The organism is Pseudomonas sp. Y39-6 (genome assembly GCF_023651955.1).
Taxonomy (GTDB): Bacteria; Pseudomonadota; Gammaproteobacteria; order Pseudomonadales; family Pseudomonadaceae; genus Aquipseudomonas; species Aquipseudomonas veronii.
In genome coordinates, this window is sequence record NZ_CP069594.1 from 2,803,787 (window position 1) to 2,829,553 (window position 25,767).

Below are 25,767 nucleotides of genomic sequence, written 5' to 3' on the forward strand. Positions count from 1 at the left end.
CACAAACATCCAATTCCGAATCGCTCGTCGCCGCCAAACTCGTCTCATCGCTCAGCTCTCCAGGGGGAAGAACACACCATGGACCCAACACCTGAAACCGGTTCCGACGAAGTCGTCACCCTGATCGTCAAACACCGGATCAAATCCGGCAGCGAGGCCAACTACGAAGCGTGGCTACGCCGCATAGTACGCATCGCCGGCGAACGCCCGGGCCACCTCGGCGTCGACGTCGTGCGCGGTAAACACGACGGCCTGTCGCTGTTCACCTGCGTGTTGCGCTACCGCTCCACCGACGACCTGCAACGCTGGCTCGACTCCCCCGAGCGCAAAACCCTGATCGAAGAAGCCGCGCCGATGCTGGCCGACGGCGACCACACCGAAATCGGTGCGGTCAACGAGTTCTGGTTCACCCCCCAAACCGACAGCGTCGCCAAACCGCCGCGCTGGAAACAGGCCGTGGTCACCCTGTGCGTGATCCTGCCGCTGACCCTGCTGGTACCGATCGTGTGGGGCCCGATATTGCGCCTGCACCCGTTCCTGTCCAACTACGTGGTCGCCACCTTCCTGATCACCCTGACCATCGTGTTGCTGGTGGTGTACGTGCTGATGCCGGCGGCTACCCGCCTGTTCGCTCCCTGGCTTGAAGCCTCTGTAAAGGAAACCCTATGAACGCCGATCTGATTTTGTTCAATGGCCAGTTCCACACCGTGGACCGTGAAAACCCACGCGCCACCGCCGTCGCCATTCGCCAGGGGCGCTTCGTGGCCGTGGGCACCGATGGCGAGGCCATGGCTCTGCGCGGCAGCGGCACCCAGGTCATCGACCTCAAGGGCCGCACGGTGATCCCCGGCCTCAACGACTCGCACCTGCACCTGATCCGTGGCGGCTTGAACTACAACCTCGAACTGCGCTGGGAAGGCGTGCCGTCCCTGGCCGATGCCTTGCGCATGCTCAAGGACCAGGCCGATCGCACCCCGACGCCGCAATGGGTGCGCGTGGTCGGCGGCTGGAACGAATTCCAGTTCGCCGAAAAGCGCATGCCGACCCTGGACGAGCTCAACCAGGCGGCGCCGGACACGCCGGTGTTCGTGCTGCACCTGTACGACCGCGCCTTGCTCAACCGCGCCGCCCTGCGCGTGGCCGGCTACACCAAGGACACCCCGAACCCGCCGGGCGGCGAGATCGTGCGTGACAGCAACGGCAACCCCACCGGCATGCTGGTGGCGCGGCCCAACGCAATGATTCTCTACGCGACCCTGGCCAAGGGCCCGAAACTGCCGTTGGAATACCAGGTCAACTCGACCCGCCAGTTCATGCGCGAACTCAATCGCCTCGGCCTGACCAGTGCGATCGACGCCGGCGGCGGCTTCCAGAACTACCCCGACGATTACGCGGTGATCGAGCAACTGGCCAAGGATGAACAGCTGACGGTACGTATCGCCTACAACCTGTTCACGCAGAAGCCCAAGGAAGAACTCAGCGACTTCAAGCACTGGACCGGCAGCGTCACCCTGCACCAGGGCGACGACTACCTGCGGCACAACGGCGCCGGCGAGATGCTGGTGTTCTCCGCCGCCGACTTCGAAGACTTCCTCGAGCCGCGCCCCGACCTGCCGCTGAGCATGGAGCAGGAACTGGAGCCGGTGGTGCGCCACCTGGTCGAGCAGCGCTGGCCGTTCCGCCTGCACGCCACCTATAACGAATCGATCTCGCGCATGCTCGACGTGTTCGAGAAGGTCAACCGCGACATCCCGTTCAATGGCCTGCCGTGGTTCTTCGACCACGCCGAAACCATCACCCCGCACAACATCGAGCGTGTGCGCGCCCTCGGCGGCGGGATTGCGATCCAGGACCGCATGGCGTTCCAGGGTGAGTACTTTGTCGAGCGCTACGGCGCCAAGGCCGCCGAAGCCACGCCGCCGATCAAACGCATGCTCGCCGAAGGCGTACCGGTCGGCGCGGGCACCGACGCCACGCGGGTGTCGAGCTACAACCCGTGGACCTCGCTGTACTGGATGGTCAGCGGCCGCACTGTGGGCGGCCTGGAGCTGCACGCCGAAGGCCTGCCGCGCCTGACCGCGCTGGAGCTGTTCACCCATGGCAGCGCCTGGTTCTCGTCCGAGCAGGGCAAGAAGGGCCAGATCAAGGTCGGCCAGTTGGCGGACGTCGCCGCGCTGTCGGCGGATTTTTTCAGCGTCGATGAAGAGGCCATCAAGTGGATCGAGTCGGTGCTGACCGTGGTCGGCGGCAAGGTGGTGTATGGCGCCGGCGACTTCGAAGATTTCGCACCGCCGCGCGTGCCGGTGCTGCCGGACTGGTCGCCGGTGGTCAAGGTGCCGGGGCACTGGCGTCCCGCTTCGCCGCTGCAGGCGCAGGCTCACCACTGCAGTGGCCCGTGTGGCGTGCATGCTCATGGCCATGAGAAAGCGCGTCTTTCCAACGTGCCGGTCAGCGACTTCCAGGGCTTCTGGGGTGCGTTTGGCTGCTCGTGCTTTGCGTTCTGATACCTAAACCCACAAAGGAGTTAACCCATGACTTACAAGCGCTTGAACAAAGATGACGCCGTGGTGCTGATGGTGGATCACCAGACCGGCCTGATCTCCCTGGTGCAGGATTTCTCCCCCAACGAATTCAAGAACAACGTGCTGGCCCTGGCCGACGTGGCGAAGTTCTTCAACCTGCCGACCATCCTCACCACCAGCTTTGAAAGCGGCCCCAACGGCCCACTGGTGCCCGAGCTCAAAGCACTGTTCCCGGACGCGCCGTACATCCCGCGCCCTGGCCAGATCAACGCCTGGGACAACGAAGACTTCGTCAAGGCGGTGAAGGCCACCGGCCGCAAGCAGATCATCATTGCCGGTGTGGTGACGGATGTGTGCGTAGCGTTCCCGACCCTGTGCGCTCTCTCCGAAGGCTTTGAGGTGTTCGTGGTCACCGACGCTTCCGGTACCTTCAACGAAACCGTGCAACAGGCTGCCTGGGCTCGTATGACCGCAGCCGGCGCGCAACTGGTGAACTGGTTCTCCGTGGCCTGCGAGCTGCAGGTTGACTGGCGCAACGACATGGAAGGCCTGGCCAACCTGCTGTCGCCGCGCATTCCCAACTACCGCAACCTGATGAACAGCTACTCGGCGTTCACCACCAAGTAACCCGACCTCGGGAATCTCGGTAATCCCCTGTGGGAGGGGGCTTGCCCCCGATAGCGGTGGATCAGTCATGCATGTAGTGGCTGACATATTGCTATCGGGGGCAAGCCCCCTCCCACTTTTGATTGTGTTGGCACATTAGGTTTGTGGTGCAGCACCTGACAGGCTATAAATCAGCAAAATGTCCACCGAGACGCGACAATGAATCCCTTCGAAGACATGCGCCTGTTTTGCCAGGTCATGGAGTCCGGCAGTTTCACCGCCGCCGCCGAGCAATTGGGGCTGTCCAAGCAATTCGTCAGCCGCCGCCTGATCCAACTCGAAGACCGCCTCGGCGTGCGCCTGCTCAACCGCTCGACCCGCCGCCTGGATGTCACACCCCTGGGGCAGAGTTACTACGAATCGGCCTTGCGCCTGCTCAGCGAAGTCGAGCAGGTGGAGCAGGGCATTGCCGGGCAGAACAGCGAACCGCGCGGCACCATTCGCCTGAGTGCGCCGTTGTCGTTTGCCATGGCCCATCTGGGTTGCCTGTTGCCGCTGTTTTTGCAGCGCTATCCGCAGGTGTCGGTGGAAGTCGATCTGAGCGACCGCCCGGTGGACTTGATCGGCGAAGGCTACGATCTGGTGTTGCGCATCGGCATCCTCGAAGACTCCACCCTGATCGCCCGGCGTATCGCCAGCGTGCAGCGTGTGTACTGCGCCAGCCCCGAGTACCTTGCGTTGCGTGGCACACCGCAGAAACCCGACGACCTGACCGACCACGATTGCCTGCCCTACGGCCACGGCCGCCAGGTGCAATGGCGGTTCCAGAGCAAAGGCAAGCCGCAGTCGCTGAACGTCAGCGGGCGCATGCGCGTCAATAATGGCGAGTTGCTGCGCGACGCCGCCATCGCCGGGTTGGGCGTCACCTACCTGCCGACCTTTATCGTCGCCGATGCCTTGGCGGACGGGCGCCTGGTGACGCTGTTGCAAGACTTCGCCCCCGAGGCCCTGACGCTGTCGGCGGTGTACCCGCAGCACCGGCAGAGTTCGAGGCCGGTGCAGGCGCTGGTGGAGTTCCTGCGCGAGCGCCTGGCTAACGGCTGTTGAACAGCTGACGGATCAGGTTCGGCGTGGTGCCTGTCCAGCGCTTGAACGAACGCCGGAAGTTCGCCGCATCGTTGAAGTTCAGGTACGCGGCCACTTCATCGTTGCTGAACCCCTTGACCTGATAAAGGTGCAACGCGACGTGCTTGCGCACCCGATCCACCTGCTGCTGAAAGCCGGTGTCGTGCTTGTGCAGTTTGCGCTTGAGGGTCGCCGGGCTCATGGCGAACGCCTGGGCCGCCTGTTCCAGGCTGGGCGGCTGGCGCACCTGTTCGCGCAGGTAGTCGTAGAGGCAATCGAGAAAACTGTCGGCAAAACCGAGCTGTTCGATCTGCTCGCGGGCCTGCTGGCGCGCGACTTGGCCGGCGGTGGCCGACGCGCCGGGCCAGGCCATGACCAGGTATTCGCGCGGGATGCACATCATGTCCAGCGGGCGCGCGAAGCGCGTGTGTTCGCCCAGGTGAACCCAGTATTGTTCGACGTAATGCGGCTCGCCATGGCTGAAGCTGCATTGCCACGGCAGGCGCTGGCCGCTGAGCCAGCGGCTCATGGCGACCAGCGAGGTCATGCTGGCTTCCAGCAGGAACCGCCAGTGTTCGCCGGCGCCGCAGCTGTCCCGCCAGTACAGGTAGGCATGGTGTTCATCCCGCTCCAATTGCAGCGTCACCAGCGGGCTGAGCAGCACCTGTTGCTGGATCAGGATCTCCAGCGCCTGATCCAGATTCTGCGCGTGGCCCAGGGCATGGCTGGCGGCGCCGTAATAGCCGGGCAGCAGGCGTTGGCCAAACAGGAAGCTGCTCTCATCGGCAGCGAGCAAGCGCCGGCTGTTGCCGATCAATCCGAGAAACTGCTGCGGGCTCAGTTGTGCTGTACCGGCGAGGATGTCCTCGTGGAACAGCCCGGTGCCGCGCAACAGGCGATGGCTGTCGATGTCGCGGGACAAGGCCAGGTCGATCAACGCGGCGGGTTGGTAATGCCCTGGGATGAAGCGGCTGTCGGCCTCATACCAACGGGTTTTCACGGCCATCTCAGGCGCTTTTCGCAAGCGGTTGTTTGGCCCGGGCGAGCGTCAGGTTCAGGCGCTTGAGCAAGTCCTGGGGCGGCTCGTCCAGGGCCATCACCACGGCCGTGCTCGCCGCCAGTTGCAGGCGCTCGCCGTGTTGTCGCGTCTTGTGCGCCAGGCTGCGCACCGCTTGCTCCAACTCCAGCGCCAACGCCTGGGCCTGGCGCTCGCCGGTGTTGGGCAACACCACCACAAAGCGGTCGCCGGCCAGGCGGCAGAGTAAGTCCTGGCGGCGCAGATTGAGCAGTAGCACATGGCTGAGGGCCTGCAATACCGCATCGCCCTCGGCGTGGCCATAGGCCTGGTTGATCGCAGTGAAATTGTCCAGGTCCAGGGCCAGCAGCGACAGCGGTTGTTGCTGGTCGCGGCTGTCTTGCAGGCTGTCGGCCAGTTGGCGCTTGAGGTAATCGGCGCCGCCCAGGGGCGTGAGTGTGTCGAACAGCCGGTGCTCGCGAAACAGCCGCTCGCGCTTCTCCATTTGCGCGCTGATCGCCAGTTGTTCGCGGTGCCAGTGGTAGATACCCAGGGTCAGCAGGATCATGCCCACCGGCATCGGCCCGGACTCCAGCCAGTGATCCCAGGTGATGCTGGCAGGCAGGCGAATGAATTCGTCGAGGCTGTCGATCCACCAGGAGAAAAAGATGCACGACAGGCCCAGTGCCAGGTAATTGGTGACGCGCCCGGCGGGGCGGCTTTTCAGCACCAGGCCCAGCCATACCAGGGCGAGCAGGGCGGAGCCGCCTTCGCCGATGATATCCAGCCATACCCACTCGCTGACGCTTTTGAGCTCGCCGCAGGCCAGGTGCAGGATCAGCCCAAGATTGGCCGCGAGCAGCAGCAGGGCGAGTTTCCAGCGGTGGGGTTTGAGCACGCAAAACATGGCCGCGAGTCCTCTGGCGAATGAGCGATGGGCGCCAGCACAGCAGATGGATGTGACGGTTGGATGACGAGGGGGGAGGGTCGAATCAGCTCACCCCACACGCGATGAAAACCAACGGTGGGAGGGGGCTTGCCCCCGATTGCGGTGTGCCAGATGGCTTATCTATTGACTGACCCACCGCTATCGGGGGCAAGCCCCCTCCCACCGTTGACCTCCAGAGGTCATTTTGGCTCATTCCACGTTGAGAACCAGGCAAAACTCCCGGTTTACGGGCCTTGCGGCCAACCCCTGTCACAGAACCGTCATCCCCCGGCCCTAGCGTGCCCTCCCAGTTGCCGGGCCTCTTGCCTGGCGCCAACGGACTCTTGGGGAGGACTTCATGTACAAGCGCACCGGGCTCGTCAGCTTTACGCTCACCGCCTTGGCCCTGGCGATGGCCAGCGAGCGGCTCCAGGCCGCCGACGCCACCCACACCGAGCACGTCGACGTGGTCGGCCAGGCGGCCGCCATCGACCAGGCGCTTAAGGAACAGCGCTCCTCCGACAGCATCAAGAGCGTGGTGCATGCCGACGGCGTGGCGCAGTTGCCGGATGAAAACGTTGCCGAAGCCGCGCAGCGCCTGCCCGGCATCAGCGTCGAGCGCGACCAGGGCGAAGGGCGGTTCGTCAGCGTGCGCGGCCTCGGCCCGGACCTCAACAGCGTGACCATCAACGGCACCCTGGTGCCGTCGCCCGAAAGCGAACGTCGCGCCGTGGCCCTCGATGTACTGCCCTCCGAGCTGGTGCAGTCGCTGTCGGTGATCAAGACCCTGACCCCGGACATGGACGCCAACTCCCTCGGCGGCACCGTCGATGTGAAGAGCCTGTCGGCGTTCGATCACAAAGGCCTGTTCTACACCGGCAGCACCGAGGCCAGCTACGACAAGAACACACGCCAGACCAGCCCGAAATTCTCCGGCGCGGCGAGCAACCGCTTCAGCCTCGGCGATGGTATCGACAACTTCGGCGTCGCCGCGGCCCTGAGCTGGCAGAAGCGCGACTTCGGCTCGGACAACGTCGAAACCGGCGGCGCCTGGGACTTCAGCCAGGGGGCCAAACTCAACAAGTTCGAACAGCGTGACTACGACATCAGCCGCGAACGCGCTGGCGGTGGCCTGAACTTCGACTACAAGCCCGATGACCTCAGCAGCTACTACCTGCGCACCCTCTACAGCCGCTACACCGACACCGAGACCCGCAACGCCGCCAGCCTCGAATTTGCCGACCCCCAGGCCCCTGGCGAGCTGGGTGTGGCCGAGGGCAAGCGCAAGTTGAAGAACCGTGAGGAAACCCAGGAAATCCAGTCCTACGTGTTCGGCGGCGAACGCATGCTCGGCCTGTGGACCCTCAGCGGCCAGGCCGGCTACAGCCAATCCAGCGAAGACAGCCCGGCGCATATCGCCGGCGCCACCTTCGATGGCGGCGACTTTGCCGACAGCGGCTTCTACGACAAAGACAAACCGCGCCCGATCGTCGGCGCCGGCTTCTACGACGCGAGCAACTTCACCCTGGACAAGGTCGACTGGGAAAAACAGAACACCCAAGACACCGAGAAAAACCTGCGCCTGGACCTGGCCCGCGACTACGACCTGAGCGGCTACGCGTCCCAGGTCAAGTTCGGCGGCAAGGTCAGCCGTCGGCACAAGGACAACGACCTGGAAGCCTGGGTCTACAAGAACTTCGACGACCTGGGCTTCACCGACGAACAACTCAACCTCACCCGGTTCCAGAAGGGCAGCGTCGACTACCGTCTCGGCAATTACGGCCCGGGTATCAGCGCGGGGAGTATCAAGCAGCTGATCGGCAGCCTCAACCGTGATGACTTCTATGACGAGACCGAATCCCGGGTCAACGACTTCACCATCCGCGAGGACATCAACGCCGGCTACCTGATGAACACCATCGACATCGACGACTGGCGTTTCATCGCGGGCATGCGCTACGAAGGCACCGAGTTCGAAGCCAAAGGCACCGGCGCCACCGACGGCCAGTTCAGCGCCACCGAGACCAAACGGCGTTATCACCATTGGTTGCCGGGCCTGCATGCGCGTTACCAGATCGACAAGAACACCCAGGTGCGCGCGGCCTGGACCAAGTCCGTGGTGCGCCCGACCTTTGGCCAACTGGCGCCGGGGTTCGTGATCGACGATGACGAAGCCACCTTCGGCAACCCGGACCTCAAGCCCCTGGAGTCGAGCAACCTCGACCTGGGCATCGAGCACTTCATGGGCCGCGCCGGCACTGTGTCGGCGTTCGTGTTCTACAAAGACATCAAGCACTTTGTCTACAACACCGACGTGGCCGGCACCGGCGCCTGGACCAACTTCGCCGAGGCCCACACCTACGCCAACGGCGACAGCGCCAAGCTCTACGGCCTGGAACTGGCCTACTCACAAAAGTTCGACTGGCTGCCCGCGCCGTGGAACGGCCTGTTGGTCGGTGCAAACACCACGTTCAGCCGCTCCAGCGCCGATATCGAAGGCTTCGACGCGGCCAGCGGCGGCAACCGCACACGCAACATCAGCTTGCCCAACCAGTCGGACACTGTCGGCAACCTGATGCTCGGCTGGGAAAACGACAAGCTCAGCCTGCGCGTGTCGGCCAACTACAAATCGGCCTACCTGTATGAGTTGGCCTCGATCAACGACAAGGCCCACGACCTGCACGTCGACGCACAGACTTTTGTCGACTTCAGCGCACGCTACTCGCTGACCAAGAACCTGCAAGTCAGCTTCGAGGCGCAGAACCTCACCGACGAGTCGTACTTCGTCTACACCGGCCACCGCAGCTACAACGGCCAGTACGAAGAGTACGGCCCGACCTACAAGCTCGGCCTGACCTTCACCCATTTCTAACCACCACCTCGACCCGAGTGTGGGAGGGGACTTGCTCCCGATAGCGGTGTGTCAGTCGCCGGATTTATCAGCCGAACCACTGCCATCGGGAGCAAACCCCCTCCCACATGGGTTGTTCATCGTTTTCGAAGGATTTGCCTGTTCATGAGATTTTCCAAGCTATACCTGCTGATGGCCCTGGCCACCTGCGGCCATGCGCTGGCCGCCGACCTGGCCCTGACGCGTTGGGCGCCGAACCTGAACGCCGAGGCGCTGGCCTTCCTGCCCAACGGCCCCGAACGCCTGGCCGCCAGCACCCGTGACGGCCTGTTGCTGCTCGACGAAAAAGGCGCCGAACTGGCGCGTTTCAAGGGCAACTTCAGCAGCCTCGACAGCCGTGCCGCCGGTGCCCAGGTGCTGGTGGCGACCCTGGATAACCAACGCCAGCAGGCCATGCTGATCAGCCTGGATAGCGCCGGCAAACGCTGGGGCGCGCCGCTGTACCTGCCGACCCGCGACTATCCGGTCAACGGCGTGTGCCTGTATCGCGACTCGGCGGCCAACCTGTTTGTGTTCCTGGTGGGCGAAGAGGGCAAGGGCGAGCAATGGCTGGTGGGCAATGGTCCGACGTTGCTGGCCCGACCCCAGCGTGTGCGCGGCGTGCCGCTGCCGCCGTCGGCGCAGTTCTGCCAGGTGGACGATGCGACCCATCAACTGGTGGTGAACGAAGAAAACGTCGGCTGGTGGGCCTACCCGGCGCACCCGGAAGCCGAGGTGAAACGCACCCCGGTGGCGCTGTTCGACAATCCCGGGCGCGCCGCCGGGGCCATGGCGCTGGTGCCGGGTGGGCTGGTCGCGCTTGATCCGAAGAGCGCGCAACTGCAGCTGTTCCAGCAGGACGGCGAGCGCTGGGTCGCCCTGCCGAGCCTGCACCTGCCGGGTGTGAAGGAGGCGGAAAACCTGGCAATCAAAGGCCGGCAACTGCTGCTGCGCGACGACGACAGCGGCAACCTCTATCAGGCCGAGTTGACGTGGCAGGCTACGCCCGTCGCGCCGCTGCCGGTGCTGCCGGAAGTCGCCGCCCAGCGCCAGACCGACCCGGTCGGGCGCCAAGGCGATGCGGCGGACGACCCGGCGATCTGGATTCACCCGCAACGACCGGCGCAGAGCCGCGTGCTCGGCACCAACAAAAAACAAGGCCTGCTGGCCTACGACCTCGACGGCAAGCTGTTGCAGGAGCTGGCAGTGGGGCGCCTGAACAACGTCGATGTCCGCCCCAACTTCAAGCTCGGCCAACAGACCGTCGACCTCGCCGTGGCGAGCAATCGCGATCACAACAGCCTGAGCCTGTTCAGCATCGACCGTCAGAGCGGCGAGTTGCGCGAAGCCGGCGAAGTGCCGACGCCGCTCAAGGAAATCTACGGCATCTGTCTGTTCCAGCCGGCCAGCGGTGAACTGTACGCGATCGCCAACGGCAAGGACGGCACCTTCCTGCAATACCGTTTGAGCGCGCCGGCTGGCCGCGTGCAGGGCGAGTTGGTGCGCCAGTTCAAGGTCGACAGCCAACCCGAAGGCTGCGTCGCCGATGACCAGCGTCAGCGCCTGTTCATCGGTGAAGAAGATGTCGGCGTCTGGGCGGTGGACGCCCGAGCCGATCAGCCGGCGACGTTGACCAGCGTGATCAAGGTCGGCGCGCAACTGCACGCGGATGTCGAGGGCCTGGCGCTGTACCAGAGCGGCGCGCGCGATTACCTGGTGATCTCCAGCCAAGGCAATGACAGCTACCTGGTGGTGGATGCCGAACCGCCGTTCGCCGCCCACGGCGCCTTTCGCGTCGGTTTGAACGCTGAGGCCGGGATCGATGGGGCGTCGGAAACCGATGGCCTCGAAGTCACCGCCGTCAACCTCGGCGGGCCGTGGAGCCAAGGCATGCTGGTGGTGCAGGACGGGCGCAAGCGCATGCCCGAGCAAACCCAGAACTTCAAGTTCGTGCCCTGGCGCGATGTGACCCGCGCGCTGAAATTGCCGTAAGCCGTCATCACCCGGTCATCACTTTTTAATCGAATAGGAGTTCACCACCATGCACGCGACGATGGAACATATGACGATCTGGGGGTTGATCAGCGACGCCAGCCTGTTGGTCAAGGCGGTGATGGTCACGCTGCTGTTGGCGTCCTTGCTCAGTTGGTACTTGATCCTCCAGCGCGGCAGTGTGCTGCGGCGCCTGGAGCGCCAGTTGAACGGGTTTTTGCCGCGCTTTCGCGCGGCTCCGGACCTGCAGGCGCTGTACCGCGACACCGTGCAGGCGGGCGAGGGCGGCGTGGCGCCGATCTTTATCGCCGGGGTCGAGGAATACCAGCACCTGCACAGCCACGATCCGGCGGTACTCGAAGGGGTGGAGCGCGCCTTGCAGGTGGCGATCAGCGCGCAGGAAATCGAGTTGGAAAAGGGCCTGCAGTTTCTCGCCACCGTGGGTTCGGTCAGCCCGTACATCGGCCTGTTCGGCACGGTGTGGGGCATCATGAATTCCTTTCTCGGCTTGTCCCAGGTGCAACAGGCCACGCTGTCCACGGTGGCGCCGGGCATCGCCGAAGCCTTGATCGCCACGGCCATCGGCCTGTTTGCCGCCATCCCGGCGGTGATCGCCTACAACCGCTTTTCGGCGCGCAGCCAGACGCTGCTCACCCGCTACTACGCCTTCGGCAATGAACTGCAAGTGCGCCTGCATCGCAGCCTGAGCGGCATGCCGACCCACCTGGCCACGGCCGCCTGAACAGGAGCAAGCCCATGTTAACCAGGCCGCAACGCAAGCACGGGCCCAAGGCCGAGATGAACGTGGTGCCCTATATCGATGTGATGCTGGTGCTGTTGGTGATCTTTATGGTCACCGCACCGATGCTGACCCAGGGCGTGAAGATCGACCTGCCCAAGGTCGCCGCCGAGGCGCTGGCCACCGACACCCGCCAGCAGATCCTCACGCTGTCGGTAAAGGCCGACGGCAGTTACTACTGGAACCTCGGCGACGAGCTGGACACGCAGCACCAGACCGACAGCGCCGTGAGCCTGGAGGACATGGGCGCCAAGGTCATGCAAGTGGTGGCGGCGCGCAGTGACACCCAGGTCTATATCCGCGCTGACGAAGACGCCGGGTATGGGCGCGTGGTCGCGGCGATGGCGGTGTTGCAAAAGGGCGGCGTCAGCCACCTGGGGCTGGTGACCGAGGCCCCGCAATGACGGCGATGATCATGCACAGTCCGAGCCTGGTGATGGCGCCTCGGGATTGCAGCGGGTGGTGGCGCAAAGGCTTGGCGGCGAGCCTGGCCGTTGCGCTGCATGTGGGTGTGGTGGCCGGGCTGATGTTGGGCTGGTCACCGCAGAAGCCGATGGTGCAAGCGCCGCAGGTGATGCATACGCAACTGGTGATGCTGCCGCCGGCCCCGGCCCCCGTGCCTGAACCGCTGCCTGAAGCGCTGGCGGTGGCGCCGCCACCGCCGGAGCCCGTGGCGGTGCCGACGCCGGTGAAACCCACCCTCGACCCACAGATCCAGGCGCAAAAACTGGAGAAAGCGGCCCTGGCGCGTAAGCGCGTCGAGCAAAAGCGCCTTGAACAGCAACAGGAACGCCAGGCCACCGAACAGCACAACCGCGAGCTGGAGCAACAACGGCTGAACCAGGCGCGGCTGGCCGCTGAAACCGCGCGGGTTGCCACACCTGCTCCAGCCCCGGCGTTCGACAGTCGCCAATACTTGCCGCTGAGCAAAGAAGCACCGCAGTACCCCGAACGCGCCCTGGACAAAAACATCGAAGGCGATTGCTCGGTGGAGTACACCGTCAACTCCCTGGGCCGCGTGGAAAACCCCAAGGTGCTGGACGGCTGTCACCCGCTGTTTATCCGGCCTTCATTGGCGGCGGCGAATACCTTCCGCTACCAGCCGAGGATCGTTGACGGCAAGGCGGTAGCGGTGCCGGCGGTGCGCAATACCTTTCACTACCGCATCAAATGAGATTGGCCAGCCGACACAAGGCCCCTGCCACATTTTTTAACCGAGTCAGGCGTTGGCCGAGCGCACCACAGACGAGGATGCTCAGGGTGGTGCCCTTGCTCATGTGCGTTCCTTCTGCCGTTGGGCGAAGGCCGCCTTGCCGACGCCTTGCAGCACGGCATCGTTCTGCGGGGTGTGGACGCGGCTGCACAACACGTCGCGGTAGTGGCGCTGCAGCGGGCTGTGGCGGGACAGACCGGGGTTGCCCGAGGCTTCGATCGCCAGCTCCACGGCGCGGATCGCGTTGCCGGTCACCAGGTACTTTAACTGCGCCGCATTGCCGGCCGGGGTATGCCCTTCGGCGGCGGCGTCGAGCAGGCTGCGGTTGGCAAACAGCAGGGTGTCGATATGCCCGACGGTTTCCTGGAAACGCGGCAATGTCGCCAGCGCGGCGCCGAGGTTGGACGGCTGGCGCGTTTGCAGCCAGTTCACCAGCCAATCGCGCGCGGCCTGGGCCACGGCGTCATACACCGACGACAGCAGCACTGACATCCACAGCAACCCCTCGGCATCCAGTTCCGGCTGCGGTGCGCTCCAGGGGCTGACGCTGACGGCGTGGTCGAGCGGCACCAGCACGTTGTCGAACACCACGTCATGGCTACAGGTAGCGCGCATGCCCAGGTGGTCCCAGCTGTCGATGATGCTTATGCCGGGGCTGTTTTTGGGGACCAGCCAGGCGCCTACCAGCGGGTCGGCATCGTCACTGCGCGCCCACACGCTGAACCAGCTCAGGCCGTGGCTGCCGGTGGAGTAGAGCTTGCGCCCGCTGATGCGCCAGCCTTCAGGGCTGCGCACCGCGGTGGTCGCCGGCAGGCCGCCGCGGGCGGGGGTGCCGAGGTCCGGCTCGACGCGCAGCGCGTTGATCAACGCACCGTGGCGTACCGCGTCTTCGGCGACTTTTACACGCAGGTGCGCGGGCCAGGTTTTGCTGTCTTGCAGGCGCGTGTGTTGCAGGTACTGCATCACCAGGATCAGCGCGGTAGAGGGTTCGCCCTTGGCAATCGCGCTGATGGCTTTGCGTGCCTGGGCCAGGCTGGCGCCGCCGCCACCGAGGGCCTTGGGCACGGTGAGGGCGAGCAGGCCGTGTTCATGCAGCCGTTTGAAGTTGGCGTGGGGGAAGGCGCCGCTCTCGTCGAAAAGCTGAGCGCTGCCGGCCAGTTCGGCGCTGAGACGGTCGAGCAGGGCGTCGAAGTTGGCGACTTCCACGGCGCGCAAGGACGGTGGCGAGGATGACGTCATGATGCGTGGACTCGGTCAGAAATCGGGCAGCGGGCTGGCTCCCCGATGTGGAGGGATTCGCTCATGCCAATGCCTCCTGCTGTGCTTCGACCTCGGCGGCGACGCTGTAGCGGTTGGCCGGTACGTCCAGGCCGAGGTTGTCGCGCAGGGTCTGGCCGCTGTATTCGCTGCGGAACAGGCCGCGCTGTTGCAGCAATGGCACCACCCGTTCGGTGAAGTATTGCAAGCCATCGGGCAGCACCGAATTGACGATGAAACCATCGCTGGCGCCGGTCTCGAACCAGGTCTGGATCGTATCGGCGACGTGCTCCGGGGTGCCGACAAAATCACGCTTGGGCCGCGAGAAATGCAAGGCCACTTCGCGCAGGGTCAGGCCTTTGTCCCGGGCCAGTTGTTTGATGTGGTCGGAGCCGCCTTTCTGGCTGTTGGAACCCAGTTCGCCCAACTCGGGGAACGGTTCGTCCAGCGGGTACTGGCTGAAGTCATGGTCGTTGAACGGGCGACCGAGGGCGACAATCGCATCTTCCACGGTCACCAGGTCCACTGCCTGCTGATAGCGGCGTTCCACTTCGGCGGCGTCGCGGCCGACAATCGGGCGGATACCCGGCAGGATCGACAGGCTGTCGGCGTCGCGGCCGAAGCCTGTGGCGCGGCGTTTGAGGTCTTGGGTGTAGGCCAGGCCGTCTTCGATGCTGTCGACATGCACAAAGATCGCATCAGCATGCTCGGCGGCGAAGTTGCGCCCGTCCTCCGAGGTGCCCGCCTGGAAAATCGCCGGCTGGCCCTGGCGCGAACGGGCGATGTTGAGCGGGCCTTTCACCGAGAAAAACTCGCCCTGGTGATTCAGCGTGTGCAGCTTGTGCGGGGTGAAGAACTCACCGCTTTGCTTGTTGTAGGCAAAGGCGTCGTCCTCCCAGGAGTCCCACAACCCCTTGACCACATTCAGGTGTTCCCTGGCGATGCGATAGCGCACCGCATGTGGCGGGTGCTCGGCCTTGCCGAAGTTATCGGCGGTGCCGCTCAGCCACGAGGTGACCACGTTCCAGCCGGCGCGGCCGCCGCTGATGTGGTCCAGCGAGGCGAACTGGCGTGCGACCTGGTAGGGCTCGGTGTAGCTGACGGTGACGGTGGCGACCAGGCCGATGTGCGTGGTCAACGCGGCCAGGGCCGAGAGGATGGTCAGCGGTTCGAACCGGTTGAGGTAATGCGGGCTGGATTTGGCATGGATGTGCAGGCTGTCGGCGATGAACACGAAGTCGAACTTGGCGGTTTCGGCCAGTTCAGTCTGCTGCTTGTAGAACGCAAAATTCGTACTGGCATTCGGTTGCGCCTGTGGGTGGCGCCATTCGCCCCAGCCGTGGCCGACACCGTGAACCATGGCGCCGAGTTTCAATTGACGTGGCTTGCTCATGTTCTGCTCCTGTTAACGCGATGCTTGGTTTTGGGGGGCACGCTTGGCGTTAAAGCTCTTGTCGAAACCCTGCGACACGTCGATGTGCCGGGGCAGCAGGCCTTCTTGTTGGTAGGTGTCGGCGGTCGCTTGCAGGCCGCTGATCACGGCGTCGTCAATCAGTACCGGGGTCAGGTGGGTTTCTTTGGCCACGGCCACATGCACGGCCAGCGGCAGCCCGGTGATTTTGCTCTGGGCGGCGGCGTACTCGTTGGGGTGCGTATTGGCCCAGGCGTAGGCGCGGTCGACGCGTGCGACAAAGTCGTCGAGCTGCGCGCGTTTTTCGCTGATGGCCTGGCTGGTTGCCGCGAGGTACAGGTGATTGCTCAACAGCGTGTTGCCGCTGGCCACGATCCGCGCCTGGCTTTGTGAGGTGACCACGGTGGTGTAGGGGTCCCAGGTCGACCAGGCATCGGCGCTGCCATTGTCCAGCACCAGGCGCGATTCGCTGGGCAGCAGGAAAATGAACTGCACGTCCTGGGTGGTCAGGCCGGCGCTGGCCAGGGCCTTGATCGCCAGGTAATGCCCGATGGAGCCTCGGCCTGTCACGATGCGCTTGCCTTTGAGGTCCGCCACGGTCTTGATGGGCGAGTCCTTCGGCACCAGCAGGGCGGTGGTGCTACGCCCGTCGGCGTGGATGATGCTGACCACCTTGAGCGCTGCACCGGCACCGAGGGCGAACACATACGGTGCATCGCCCAGCGCACCGATATCCACGGCGCCGGCATTCAAGGCTTCACCCAGCGGCGAGGCGGACGGGAATTCCGCCCACTGGATTTCATAGGGCACATTCTTGGCTTCGCCGGAGACTTCCAGCAGCGCCTTGATCGTCGATTTCTGATTGGCCACCCGCAGCGGTTGCAGGTCGGCGGCATGGGCGCCGGTGCTCAGGCCGAAGGCCAGTGCGGTGCCCAGGAGCAGGCGTTTGAACGGGGAGGCAAAGACCATGGGATACAGGCTCCAGGCAGATCAAGAAAGGGTTCGGCTACCTCCGCCTGGAGAAGGGGTCGGTGAGGGGTTAACGTTATTCCCATAAAAACCTGCTGTGAAGTTCTTTTTGGTTATATGTTAATTATTAAAATAACTGATTATCTGGTTTATGATTATTCCTTTTATGCATTTAGTTTGGGTGCTGATTCGGAGCATTCCTACGAACGCGTCGGAAAGTCTCACCTGAGCAAGGCAACCACCGCGTGATTTGATCCGGGTCTTTTTCAAACACGGATCGTTGCGCATGACTGACACGCCTTGGGCCGCCCGCGAGGGCGATGCGCTTCTGCACAGTTCCATGCTGGCCGACGTTTTAGGCGGAGTTCTGGAGATTGCCGCCAATGTGGCCGTGACCGCATTGGCGACAGCGGCGGTGGTTGCGGCGGCGGGTGTCACCGTGGCGACTGGCGGCCTCGGCTGCGTTGTACTCGGCGCCGTGGTGGGTGCGGTGGTCGGCGTCGGCATGAGCAAATCCGGCGCGGACAAAGGCCTCTCACGATTATGTGAGTCTTTCGCCAATGCCCTGTTTCCTCCCGTCATCGACGCCTTCATCAGCAGCGGTTCGCCCAACGTATTCATCAACGGCAAACCCGCGGCGCGGGCGGCTGGCAAGATCTCGGATGTAATCGCAGCGCCCGACGGTGAGCCTACTTATCTGGATATCGCTGAAGACTTTTTCTCTCAGCTATGGCGCCCGACAGTCGCTACGCCAGCCTTGGGCGCCGTGCCTTGTCCTGGCGATAAAGTCGACTGCGATAAACATCCGCCGATGCCAGAGCAGTACATGGCCGAGGGTTCCAGTCGCGTATTTATCAACGGCCAGCCCGCCGTGCGCAGTGGGGATCGCAGCACGTGCGAGGCCAAGGTTGGGACGGCGCAGGTTTCGCCGAATGTGATCATCGGCGGCGCCCCGGTCGTCGTCCGCGAAATCCGCAGCGGCAAGACGCCGGGGGTTGGCTTGGCGGTGACGGCGCTGCTGACGTTGCGCGGCGGTGGCGCGAAGTTTTTCAGCAAGCTGCCGTGCATGGTGGTGAGCGGGCTGGTGTCGTGGGGCAGCGGCCAAGTGAGCAATGCCATTACCTCGGCGGTCGCCGGTTCGCCCAACCCGGTACACAGCGCCACGGGGGCGAAAATTCTCGACGGTGAGGACGACTTGGACTTCACCCTGCCTGGCCTGTTGCCGATCGAGTGGCAGCGCTACTACAGCAGTCGGGACGAACGCCGCGATGGCCTGTTCGGCGCCGGTTGGAGTGTGATCTACGAGGTTTTCGTCGAAATGGAGGGGCTTGCTGAGGGCTGCGAGCGCCTGATCTACACCGACGAGCAGGCGCGGCAGATCGATATGGGCGTGATCCCCTTGGGCGGTGCGGTGTTCAGCGCGGGCGAAGGCCTGAGCGTGCGGCGCCATGCCCACGGGCAGGTGCTGATCGAGAGCGTCGATGGGCTCTACAGGTTGTTTGAGCCGGCGCCAGGCAACCCGTTGCACCTGCGGCTGAGCCAGTTGGGGGACCGCAATGACAACCGCATCCTCCTCGACTACGACGCCCAAGGTCGCCTGAGCCAGTTACACGATTCCTTCAATGATGTACGAATTGAACTCGGCTACAAACTCGGCCGAGTCGAGCAGATTGACCGCCTGTTCCCCGATCACAGCCGCGAAGTGTTAGTCAGCTACCACTACGATGCCGCTGGCGACCTGGCCGAAGTTCGCGACGCTGCCGGGCATGTGCAGCGCCGCTTTGCCTACGACAGCGGCCGGCGCATGGTCGAGCACCAACGGCCCGCCGGACTGCGTTGCTATTACCAATGGGCCTGTGTGGAAGACGCCGAATGGCGCGTGGTCCGACACTGGACCGACGAAGGCGATGACTACCAGTTCGACTATGACCTACACGCCGGAACCACGCGGATTACCGATGGCTTGCAACGGGTCAGCACCCGTCGGTGGAATGCCCAGTACCAGATCACCGAGTACACCGACAACCTCGGCCAAACCTGGCAATTCGACTGGAATGACGAGCGCCAGTTGCTCGGCGCCACCGACCCTCAGGGCGGTCAGTGGACGTTCGGTTACGACGAGTCCGGCAACCTGTGCGAGGCGCAAGATCCGCTGGGGCGTATCGAATCCACCGTGTGGCTGGAGCATTGGTCGCTGCCGTTGGTGGAAACCGATGCCGCCGGACAGGTTTGGCAATACCGGTACGACCCGCGCGGCAACTGCGTCAGCGAAATCGATCCACTTGGTCAGACCACGCGCTATCGATACGACCGTTTCGGCCAAGCAGTGGAAATCACCGACGCCACCGGCAAAAGTAAAAAGCTGCGCTGGAACCCGTTCGGGCAACTGGTCGAGCATGTCGATTGCTCGGGCTACCCCACGCGCTTCAGCTATGACGAGCGAGGCTATTTGCAGGTCATCACCGACGCCCTCGGCGAACGCACTCAATTCAGCTATGACGCCAACGGGCGCTTGCTCAGCAGCCAACTGCCGGACGGACGCATTGAGCGCTATCAGCGCGATGTCAGCGGTCAGTTGGTGGGCTACACCGACCCGGCCGGGCACACCACGCTCTACCAGCACAACCGTCGCGGCCAGGTACGCCAGCGCACCGACGCCCATGGCCGGCAGGTGCAATTCGGCTATGACAGCTATGGGCGGCTGCAAGCGCTGGTCAACGAGAACGGCGAAAGCTATCGGTTCGCGTGGGATGCAGGGGATCGGCTGACCCAACAACAAGACCTCGACGGCAGCGCCAAGCGCTACACCTACGACCGGCTGGATAACATCACGGCAGTGACCGCCGTTGCGGCGCCTTATGGCAATGGCTTGGCGATAGTTCCCGAGGAGCCACCGACCCCCATCATTCATCGGCTGGAGCGCGATGCGGTTGGCCGGTTGATTGCCAAGACCACCGACGATGGCCGCACCGACTACAGCTACGATGCGGTGGACCAGCTAACCGCCGTCACCTTCACCGACTTGCAGGGCAATACCCAGGCTCTTGGTTTCGCTTACGACGCCCTTGGCCAGTTGCTTGCCGAACAGAGTTCAGCGGGCAATCTGCACCATCGCTACGACGAACTCGGCAACCTGATCCAAACCCAACTGCCCGACGGCCGCTGGCTCAATCGCCTCTACTACGGCAGCGGCCACCTGCACCAGATCAACCTCGACGGCCAGGTCATCAGCGACTTCGAACGCGACCGCCTGCACCGCGAAGTGCTGCGCACCCAAGGCCAACTCAGCACCCGCAGCGAATACGACCGCAGCGGCCGCCTGCGCGCACGCCAGCGCCGCCACGCCAGCCAGCCCTCGTTGATGCCGGCGGCCACACAAAAACACTTCGAGTACGACCCCGCCGACAACCTGATCGGCAAACTCGACCAGCAACCCGCCGCGCAACATCGCCAACTGCTGCACTACGACGCCACCGGCCGCATCATCGCCAGCCAGGACAACCTGCACGGCCAGCGCGAAACCTTCGCCTACGACGCCGCCGCCAACCTGCTCGACGGCCCGCAAACCGGCGCCGGGCTGGTGGTGCATAACAAACTGCTGACCTACCAGGACAAGCGTTACCGCTACGACGGCTTTGGCCGACTGATCGAAAAACGCAGCGCCGCACGGGGTTTGCAACATTTTGCCTACGACGCTGAACACCGCTTGATCGAAGTACGCAGCCAGAAGAACGGGCGCGAAACGCTGGTGAACATGACCTACGACCCGCTCGGTCGACGTATCACTAAAACCGAACACGACAGCCGGGGTTATGCGCTGGGAGAAACCCGATTCACCTGGGATGGCCTGCGTTTGTTGCAGGAGCATAAACACAGCCAGACCAGCCTTTACGTCTACGCAGACGAAGGCTACGAACCCTTAGCGCGAGTCGACGGCATCGGCCCGCTGCAAAAAATCCGCTACTACCACAACGACCTCAACGGCTTGCCGGAACAATTGACCGAAGGCGACGGGCACAACGTCTGGCGCGCGACTTATCGGGTGTGGGGCAATACGCTGGAGGAGGTGCGTGAGCCTTATTACATTGAAGAGCAGAACCTGCGATTTCAGGGACAGTATCTGGATCGGGAGACGGGGCTGCATTTCAATACGTTCAGGTTTTATGATCCGGATGTGGGGCGATTTACGACGCCGGATCCGATTGGGTTGATGGGTGGGGTTAACTTATACGTATATGCACCAAACCCTTTTGGATATGTCGACCCTATAGGATTAAACTGTGGCTCATCGAAGGGTTTTTCCAGGAAATCTACGATAGCCAAACGCTGGATTGATAAGTTGACAGGCAAGAAATCTGCTGACCTTGACGGCTATCTAAGCACTCGTGGCTGGACTAAAAGTTATCCTCAAGCTGGCAGACCTGATGCCATTCAGCACGTTCATTTTTCTCGAACTACAAAATCCGGATCCATATATAAGCTGGATTATCACCCGGGCGGAAATAAAAGCCAAAAAAATATTCACGGCAACGACTACTGGAAGATTTATAAAGTAAATAAATCGGGGGAAGATGTGGTTTTTGGCCGAATCGGTCACGGAGGATTTAAAAATTACGATTTAATCAAAGATTCTCCAGTCTATGTCGATGGCGCACTAATGAACGGGAGTTTATAAATGATTGACTTCAATGCTGAAATAAAATCCGGGGAGTCTCTCGCGAACATTGTACTCAATAGCAATGTTTCTATTTACCTTAAAGAGCTGTATGAGTACCATGAGGTCGTAGTTAAAAACTATACTTTGCCTGATAGCGAAATCAGGACGGCTTATTGGGTGGATAATACAATAACTATTACTACCAAGGCTGACGGTGCTATATGTTCGCTGGGTTGCAATAAGAACTACAAGGGTACGTACCGGAAAACATTTAGGACTGGCATGTTTTTTTATGAAATAGCTGAGTTATCAAAAAGACAACGCATTTTCAATGGTTCCCTCATCCTAGAGGAAGACTTCGGTATTTCATACGTAATACCTTCACCTTTCGATGAAATTGCCGACAGTATTCAAGATATCCCCGCAAATCTAAGATTAGATGAAATCTATATTTCTGATTTTTCCTCATGGGTAAAATAGTGTGTACGATCGGCCAGGTAAATTATTGACTTCTAGGGGGCGGTTTACGACGCCGGATCCGATTGGCTTGGCGGGGGGGCTAAATCTATACCAATTCGCGCCTAACCCGATTGAATGGGTAGACCCTCTCGGGTTAACTTGCATTAAAGCCCTTAATGGAGGGAAAAACATTTCTAAAAAGTGGGCGAGCAAGCTTTTCGGCAAAACGCCTCAGCAAGTTGAAATGTCGTTATTGAAAAAAGGCTATACCAAAAGCATCACAAATTTTAACACCAACAAGACTCAGCACACGCAGTTTACTAGGATCACAAAATCCGGAAGCAAAGATGTCCCGGACTACCATCCGGGCGGAAGCAACCACTAATCCAGCTATTGGAAGGTGTACCGGAATGGGGAAGTCCAAGGACGCGTAGCCCCAACAGATTTTGTAAAATACGAAAAAATTGTCGATAGCCCAGTTTTTGTAGGCAGGGCATTAGTGAATGCTCCGAAATAGAGGTGGTTATGGATTTGACTAACGCAATAGTGCCAAAAGTTTCGATCGGTGGAATAATCATTGGAGAAAGCATTACACAAGTACAAGCACGTCTGTCAGATAAGTACAAAACCCATAACAGCCCCAATTCGTTCACCATCGACAACGGGTTTGTTGCTGCGTATCAGGTGTATGATTTTTAGACTCAATTTCCATCAGTACACACCTAATCCATTCATGTGGATTGACCCCTGGGGTCTTGAAACCTGCTTATCAGAAGAGAACGAAAAGTGAAATCAAGAAGATGCGTGCCAACCTTGGAAAAAAGGCGGAGCTAAGGAAAAGTATCTGAAGAAAGTGGCAAAAGATCCAAAATCGCTTAAAAAATATGGCCGGGCAGGGGTAGATAGAATGACAAAAGGCCAAGTCCCTGATGGCTTTGACGTGCATCATAAAAATCCGAATTGATATTACTGCCAACTCGATGTCGCCCAAGCCAATCTACTACTGGCAGGCAGAGCAACCCACCCACCATGACCTATCGACTCAACGAACTGCAATTCACGCTGCCCACTGATGATGTCCAAGACTCATCCATCAACATTCTGAAATTCGCCGACCTGAGCACTTCATTGATCATCACCCGTGCCGTGCTCGCTGATGGAGAAACCCTGCGCAGTAACTTTACAGAGCAACTGAAAAAGCTTGAGCAGCAGGTTCAGGAACTACGCTAACAACCACTGCAAAATGTTCGCGTCGGTGCCAGGCAAGATGTTGACGCCCTCGAGGTCCACAACCAGTTCGGCAGAGGTGGCGAGCGCATTTATCAGTATCAGTTAGGGCTGATCGTACCTGGCACTCGCCAACTGCTTGCCCTGAGTTACATCAAGGCCCAGCCCATGGGTGATCTCGAAAACGCGCAGTGGACGGGCCTGAAAAACACACTGGTGCTTAACTAACAACCTACAAGCCGTTCTTCCATGTCGACGCACATTTGGCGGCGCGCCCGGACATCAACTTCGACGGGGCGTCATCAGCGATTTCGAATGCGGCCGCGTCTGCCTATGCACACGCAGCCAGCGCAGCCCGCGCTGATGGCAGACTCAGATCACATAAAACCCATGTGTCCCATCCCGAGCCAATTGCTCCACCAGTCCAAACTCCCAATCCAGATAGGCCTGCATGGCTTCCTTGGGATTGTCGGTGCCTTCATACGGCCGGCGGTAGCGGTCGATGCGCGGCGAGGCCAGGCGGGTTTCACCTGTTTCCAGCGGCAGTTGGGCGGCGATCCAGCCGGCGGTGCCGTCTTGCAGCAGGAACACGTGTTTGCCGGTGAGGGCTTCGACTTCGGCCACGGCCAGGCGCGCCAGTTGGCTGCTGCCGCAGGTCAGGACGTAGCGCTCGGCGTTCGGCACTTTGGCCAGGGCTTGCGGCAGTTGCGCGCGCAGGGTCCACCAGGCGCCGGGGATGTGGCGCTTGACGTAGTTGGCGCTGGCGGTGAAGTCCAGCACCACGGTGTCGCCATGGGCCTGCCACTCGGCCAGGGTCTGCGGGCTGATCAGTTCGGCCTGGGGCGCGGCGGGCACCGGGGCGATCCAGGCGCCGGTTTCACTGAAGTGTGCCGGTTGCAGGTCATCCAGCACATGCACTTCCCAGCCCAGTTGGGCCAGCCAGGACGCAGACATATTCGCCCGCACACCGTCGTCATCGGCCAGCACCAATCGCGCACCGCGCACGCTGGCGACATGGTCGGTTTCCTGGACCAGTTGGCCGCCCGGGGTGGAACGGGCGCCGGGCAGGTGGCCGGTGTCGAATTCTTCCGGGGTGCGTACATCGAACAGGTAGGTGGTGCGCGTCGTGTCCTGTTGCCAGCGTTGCAGGTCGGCCAGGCTTGCGCGGCCGACGCGGGCCCGGTCGGCCACTCGGCGTGCATCCTGGGCAGCGAGCTGGCGATGGGCTTCGCCGGTCGGCGCAAAGCGGCGCGACTGGCCGTGGGCGAGTGTCTGCCCGGCCAGGGTCCAGCCGATGGTGCCATTGCGCAGGGCCGACACGGGGTTGGCCACGCCGGCATTGATCAGCGACTGGGTGCCGATAATGCTGCGGGTGCGCCCGGCGCAGTTGACGATGATGCGGGTGGCCGGGTCCGGCGCCAGCTCACGGGCGCGCAACACCAGCTCGGCGCCGGGCACGCTGATGCCGGTGGGGATGCTCATGGTCTGGTATTCGTCGAAGCGGCGGGCGTCGAGCACCACCACATCGGCCTGGCTGTCGAGCAGGGCCTGCACCTCTTCGGCGGCCAGGGACGGCGTGTGGCGTTCACTCTCCACCAACTCGCCGAAGGCCTTGCTCGGCACGTTGACGTCGATAAACAGCTCGCCACCGGCGTTGCGCCAACCGTCCAGGCCGCCCTCCAACAGGCTGACCGCGGTGTAGCCCAGCGCAACCAGGCGCTCGGCGGCGCGGCTGGCGAGCCCTTCGCCGTTGTCGTAGACCGTCACCTGGGTATCGCGCCGCGGGATGCGCGAGTACACCTCCAGTTCCAGTTTGGACAGCGGGATGTTCGCAGCGAACAGCGGGTGGGATTCGGCAAACGGCGCTTCTTCGCGCACGTCCACCAGGGCGACTTCTTCGCGCTCCAACAGGGCCTGGCGAATCTGGGCAAAGCTGCGGTGCGATACGGTGCTCATAGGGCAGGGCTCTTTTCTTTGGACAAGTCCCAGATGTTCGGGAGAAAGGCGTTGGAATAACCGGAGATAAACAGTTTTTCGCTGCCGTCAGGCTGGTACACCGCGCGGCGCACGGCACCGATATTGGCGCCGTACACATGAATGCTGATCGACGCCTGATCGGGGTGAGCATTGCTGACTTGATGGATATCGCCGACCTTGGGCGACACGGCCTCGACCTGGCCCGGCACCAGTTGGATCGGCTGGCCCGCGGCGACCAGGCGCCCGTCGGTGGCGCGCGCGAAGCTTTGGGAGAATTCCGAACCGCGCAGCATGCCGATCAGGCCCCAGACCCGATGGTCATGAATCGGCGTGCTTTGCCCCGGCCCCCATACGAAACTGACGATGCTGAAGCGCTGGCGCGAATCGGCATGCAGCAAAAATTGCTGGTAGCGCTCGGGGTCGGGTTGGGCGTATTCGTCGGGGAGCCAGTCGTCATGGCTGACCAGTTGCGCGAGCAGCTTGCCGCCACGGTGCAACAGGTCGCCTTCGCGTGGATTAGCGTCGATCAATTCCGCCAGGGCGCCTATGAAGGCCCTGAGTCTTTCGGGGTGCTTGGCCTGGGTCATGACACTTCCATCGGCTACTGTTGATCGGTTTATCTAAGCATAATGTTTGTAGTTAATATGCTATTTTTTAATGATTAGCTTATAGCTGAAGGTGATTTAGAACCGCTCTGCATCGTGTTAGACGTTATCGAAC

The 25,767-nt window shown here is 62.1% G+C and carries 18 protein-coding genes and 2 pseudogenes; 13 read left to right on the top strand and 7 right to left on the bottom strand.

Features of this window, described 5'->3' with window-relative positions:
• Nucleotides 1–78: 78 nt before the first annotated feature.
• From JN756_RS12935 to JN756_RS12950, 4 genes are all read left to right on the top strand, one after another.
• Nucleotides 79–669, top strand: coding sequence for an antibiotic biosynthesis monooxygenase (locus tag JN756_RS12935; protein ID WP_128192625.1), 591 nt, complete (start codon nucleotides 79–81; stop codon nucleotides 667–669).
• Nucleotides 666–2,504, top strand: a complete 1,839-nt coding sequence (locus JN756_RS12940; RefSeq protein ID WP_079443563.1) for an amidohydrolase — start codon at nucleotides 666–668, stop codon at nucleotides 2,502–2,504. The genes JN756_RS12935 and JN756_RS12940 overlap by 4 nt, the downstream gene beginning before the upstream one ends.
• A 27-nt stretch (nucleotides 2,505–2,531) precedes the next feature.
• Nucleotides 2,532–3,149 (top strand): isochorismate family cysteine hydrolase YcaC, encoded by a 618-nt coding sequence (gene ycaC / locus JN756_RS12945; RefSeq protein WP_046383860.1) that lies wholly within the window; start codon nucleotides 2,532–2,534, stop codon nucleotides 3,147–3,149.
• Between the two features lie 198 nt (nucleotides 3,150–3,347).
• Complete coding sequence (locus JN756_RS12950) at nucleotides 3,348–4,235, top strand: LysR family transcriptional regulator (protein WP_046488517.1); 888 nt, start codon at nucleotides 3,348–3,350, stop codon at nucleotides 4,233–4,235.
• Here JN756_RS12950 and JN756_RS12955 read toward each other — a convergent pair.
• The gene (locus tag JN756_RS12955; protein ID WP_046383858.1) at nucleotides 4,222–5,259 is read right to left on the bottom strand and encodes an AraC family transcriptional regulator; all 1,038 of its coding nucleotides are present in this window, start codon (nucleotides 5,257–5,259) and stop codon (nucleotides 4,222–4,224) included. The genes JN756_RS12950 and JN756_RS12955 overlap by 14 nt on opposite strands.
• 1 nt (nucleotide 5,260) lies before the next feature.
• The gene (locus tag JN756_RS12960; protein ID WP_046383857.1) at nucleotides 5,261–6,175 is read right to left on the bottom strand and encodes a GGDEF domain-containing protein; all 915 of its coding nucleotides are present in this window, start codon (nucleotides 6,173–6,175) and stop codon (nucleotides 5,261–5,263) included.
• A 379-nt stretch (nucleotides 6,176–6,554) separates the two neighbouring features.
• Here JN756_RS12960 and JN756_RS12965 point away from each other — a divergent pair, with 379 nt between their 5' ends.
• The 5 genes from JN756_RS12965 to JN756_RS12985 all read left to right on the top strand — a co-directional run bounded on the left by JN756_RS12965 (nucleotide 6,555) and on the right by JN756_RS12985 (nucleotide 13,051).
• Nucleotides 6,555–9,068, top strand: a complete 2,514-nt coding sequence (locus tag JN756_RS12965; RefSeq protein WP_046383856.1) for a TonB-dependent receptor — start codon at nucleotides 6,555–6,557, stop codon at nucleotides 9,066–9,068.
• Between the two features lie 144 nt (nucleotides 9,069–9,212).
• Nucleotides 9,213–11,078 (top strand): phytase, encoded by a 1,866-nt coding sequence (locus JN756_RS12970; protein ID WP_201022150.1) that lies wholly within the window; start codon nucleotides 9,213–9,215, stop codon nucleotides 11,076–11,078.
• A 49-nt stretch (nucleotides 11,079–11,127) separates the two neighbouring features.
• Complete coding sequence (gene tolQ, locus JN756_RS12975; RefSeq protein WP_201022151.1) at nucleotides 11,128–11,820, top strand: protein TolQ; 693 nt, start codon at nucleotides 11,128–11,130, stop codon at nucleotides 11,818–11,820.
• A 14-nt stretch (nucleotides 11,821–11,834) separates the two neighbouring features.
• Entirely contained in the window at nucleotides 11,835–12,281 is a 447-nt protein-coding gene (gene tolR, locus JN756_RS12980; RefSeq protein ID WP_046383853.1) for a protein TolR, read from the top strand.
• Nucleotides 12,278–13,051 carry an energy transducer TonB gene (locus tag JN756_RS12985; protein WP_128192627.1) on the top strand — a complete coding sequence of 258 codons (774 nt, stop codon included), beginning with the start codon at nucleotides 12,278–12,280 and terminating at the stop codon, nucleotides 13,049–13,051. The genes tolR and JN756_RS12985 overlap by 4 nt, the downstream gene beginning before the upstream one ends.
• 99 nt (nucleotides 13,052–13,150) lie before the next feature.
• Here JN756_RS12985 and JN756_RS12990 read toward each other — a convergent pair whose 3' ends face one another.
• The 3 genes from JN756_RS12990 to JN756_RS13000 form a co-directional block, all read right to left on the bottom strand.
• Entirely contained in the window at nucleotides 13,151–14,329 is a 1,179-nt protein-coding gene (locus JN756_RS12990) for an acyl-CoA dehydrogenase family protein (RefSeq protein ID WP_104903427.1), read from the bottom strand.
• A gap of 61 nt (nucleotides 14,330–14,390) precedes the next feature.
• Nucleotides 14,391–15,740 (bottom strand): LLM class flavin-dependent oxidoreductase, encoded by a 1,350-nt coding sequence (locus tag JN756_RS12995; protein ID WP_046383850.1) that lies wholly within the window; start codon nucleotides 15,738–15,740, stop codon nucleotides 14,391–14,393.
• Between the two features lie 12 nt (nucleotides 15,741–15,752).
• A complete protein-coding gene (locus JN756_RS13000) occupies nucleotides 15,753–16,727 on the bottom strand; it encodes an ABC transporter substrate-binding protein (RefSeq protein ID WP_046488508.1) in 975 nt (324 codons plus the stop codon).
• A 286-nt stretch (nucleotides 16,728–17,013) separates the two neighbouring features.
• On the opposite strand from JN756_RS13000, the gene JN756_RS13005 reads away from it, so the two are divergent.
• The 4 genes and pseudogenes from JN756_RS13005 to JN756_RS13020 all read left to right on the top strand — a co-directional run bounded on the left by JN756_RS13005 (nucleotide 17,014) and on the right by JN756_RS13020 (nucleotide 23,298).
• Nucleotides 17,014–21,402 carry an RHS repeat-associated core domain-containing protein gene (locus JN756_RS13005; protein WP_250690879.1) on the top strand — a complete coding sequence of 1,463 codons (4,389 nt, stop codon included), beginning with the start codon at nucleotides 17,014–17,016 and terminating at the stop codon, nucleotides 21,400–21,402.
• On the top strand, nucleotides 21,403–21,864 hold the full coding sequence (locus JN756_RS13010) for a hypothetical protein (protein ID WP_108526512.1): 462 nt from the start codon (nucleotides 21,403–21,405) through the stop codon (nucleotides 21,862–21,864).
• 37 nt (nucleotides 21,865–21,901) lie between these two features.
• Nucleotides 21,902–22,007: pseudogene (locus JN756_RS32405) on the top strand (RHS repeat-associated core domain-containing protein); the annotation flags it as partial.
• An 865-nt stretch (nucleotides 22,008–22,872) separates the two neighbouring features.
• Nucleotides 22,873–23,298, top strand: a pseudogene (locus JN756_RS13020) (DcrB-related protein).
• 144 nt (nucleotides 23,299–23,442) lie between these two features.
• Here JN756_RS13020 and JN756_RS13025 read toward each other — a convergent pair.
• Nucleotides 23,443–25,026 carry a rhodanese-related sulfurtransferase gene (locus tag JN756_RS13025; RefSeq protein WP_201022155.1) on the bottom strand — a complete coding sequence of 528 codons (1,584 nt, stop codon included), beginning with the start codon at nucleotides 25,024–25,026 and terminating at the stop codon, nucleotides 23,443–23,445.
• Nucleotides 25,023–25,634, bottom strand: coding sequence for a cysteine dioxygenase family protein (locus tag JN756_RS13030; RefSeq protein ID WP_128192474.1), 612 nt, complete (start codon nucleotides 25,632–25,634; stop codon nucleotides 25,023–25,025). The genes JN756_RS13025 and JN756_RS13030 overlap by 4 nt, the downstream gene beginning before the upstream one ends.
• Nucleotides 25,635–25,767: the final 133 nt, after the last annotated feature.

Excerpts from the sequence above, each read along its gene's own strand:
- JN756_RS12935 (WP_128192625.1), top strand. The coding sequence starts at position 79 with ATGGACCCAACACCTGAAACCGGTTCCGACGAAGTCGTCACCCTGATC.
- JN756_RS12940 (WP_079443563.1), top strand. The coding sequence starts at position 666 with ATGAACGCCGATCTGATTTTGTTCAATGGCCAGTTCCACACCGTGGAC.
- ycaC (WP_046383860.1), top strand. The coding sequence starts at position 2,532 with ATGACTTACAAGCGCTTGAACAAAGATGACGCCGTGGTGCTGATGGTG.
- JN756_RS12950 (WP_046488517.1), top strand. The coding sequence starts at position 3,348 with ATGAATCCCTTCGAAGACATGCGCCTGTTTTGCCAGGTCATGGAGTCC.
- JN756_RS12955 (WP_046383858.1), bottom strand. The coding sequence starts at position 5,259 with ATGGCCGTGAAAACCCGTTGGTATGAGGCCGACAGCCGCTTCATCCCA.
- JN756_RS12960 (WP_046383857.1), bottom strand. The coding sequence starts at position 6,175 with ATGTTTTGCGTGCTCAAACCCCACCGCTGGAAACTCGCCCTGCTGCTG.
- JN756_RS12965 (WP_046383856.1), top strand. The coding sequence starts at position 6,555 with ATGTACAAGCGCACCGGGCTCGTCAGCTTTACGCTCACCGCCTTGGCC.
- JN756_RS12970 (WP_201022150.1), top strand. The coding sequence starts at position 9,213 with ATGAGATTTTCCAAGCTATACCTGCTGATGGCCCTGGCCACCTGCGGC.
- tolQ (WP_201022151.1), top strand. The coding sequence starts at position 11,128 with ATGCACGCGACGATGGAACATATGACGATCTGGGGGTTGATCAGCGAC.
- tolR (WP_046383853.1), top strand. The coding sequence starts at position 11,835 with ATGTTAACCAGGCCGCAACGCAAGCACGGGCCCAAGGCCGAGATGAAC.
- JN756_RS12985 (WP_128192627.1), top strand. The coding sequence starts at position 12,278 with ATGACGGCGATGATCATGCACAGTCCGAGCCTGGTGATGGCGCCTCGG.
- JN756_RS12990 (WP_104903427.1), bottom strand. The coding sequence starts at position 14,329 with ATGACGTCATCCTCGCCACCGTCCTTGCGCGCCGTGGAAGTCGCCAAC.
- JN756_RS12995 (WP_046383850.1), bottom strand. The coding sequence starts at position 15,740 with ATGAGCAAGCCACGTCAATTGAAACTCGGCGCCATGGTTCACGGTGTC.
- JN756_RS13000 (WP_046488508.1), bottom strand. The coding sequence starts at position 16,727 with ATGGTCTTTGCCTCCCCGTTCAAACGCCTGCTCCTGGGCACCGCACTG.
- JN756_RS13005 (WP_250690879.1), top strand. The coding sequence starts at position 17,014 with ATGACTGACACGCCTTGGGCCGCCCGCGAGGGCGATGCGCTTCTGCAC.
- JN756_RS13010 (WP_108526512.1), top strand. The coding sequence starts at position 21,403 with ATGATTGACTTCAATGCTGAAATAAAATCCGGGGAGTCTCTCGCGAAC.
- JN756_RS13025 (WP_201022155.1), bottom strand. The coding sequence starts at position 25,026 with ATGAGCACCGTATCGCACCGCAGCTTTGCCCAGATTCGCCAGGCCCTG.
- JN756_RS13030 (WP_128192474.1), bottom strand. The coding sequence starts at position 25,634 with ATGACCCAGGCCAAGCACCCCGAAAGACTCAGGGCCTTCATAGGCGCC.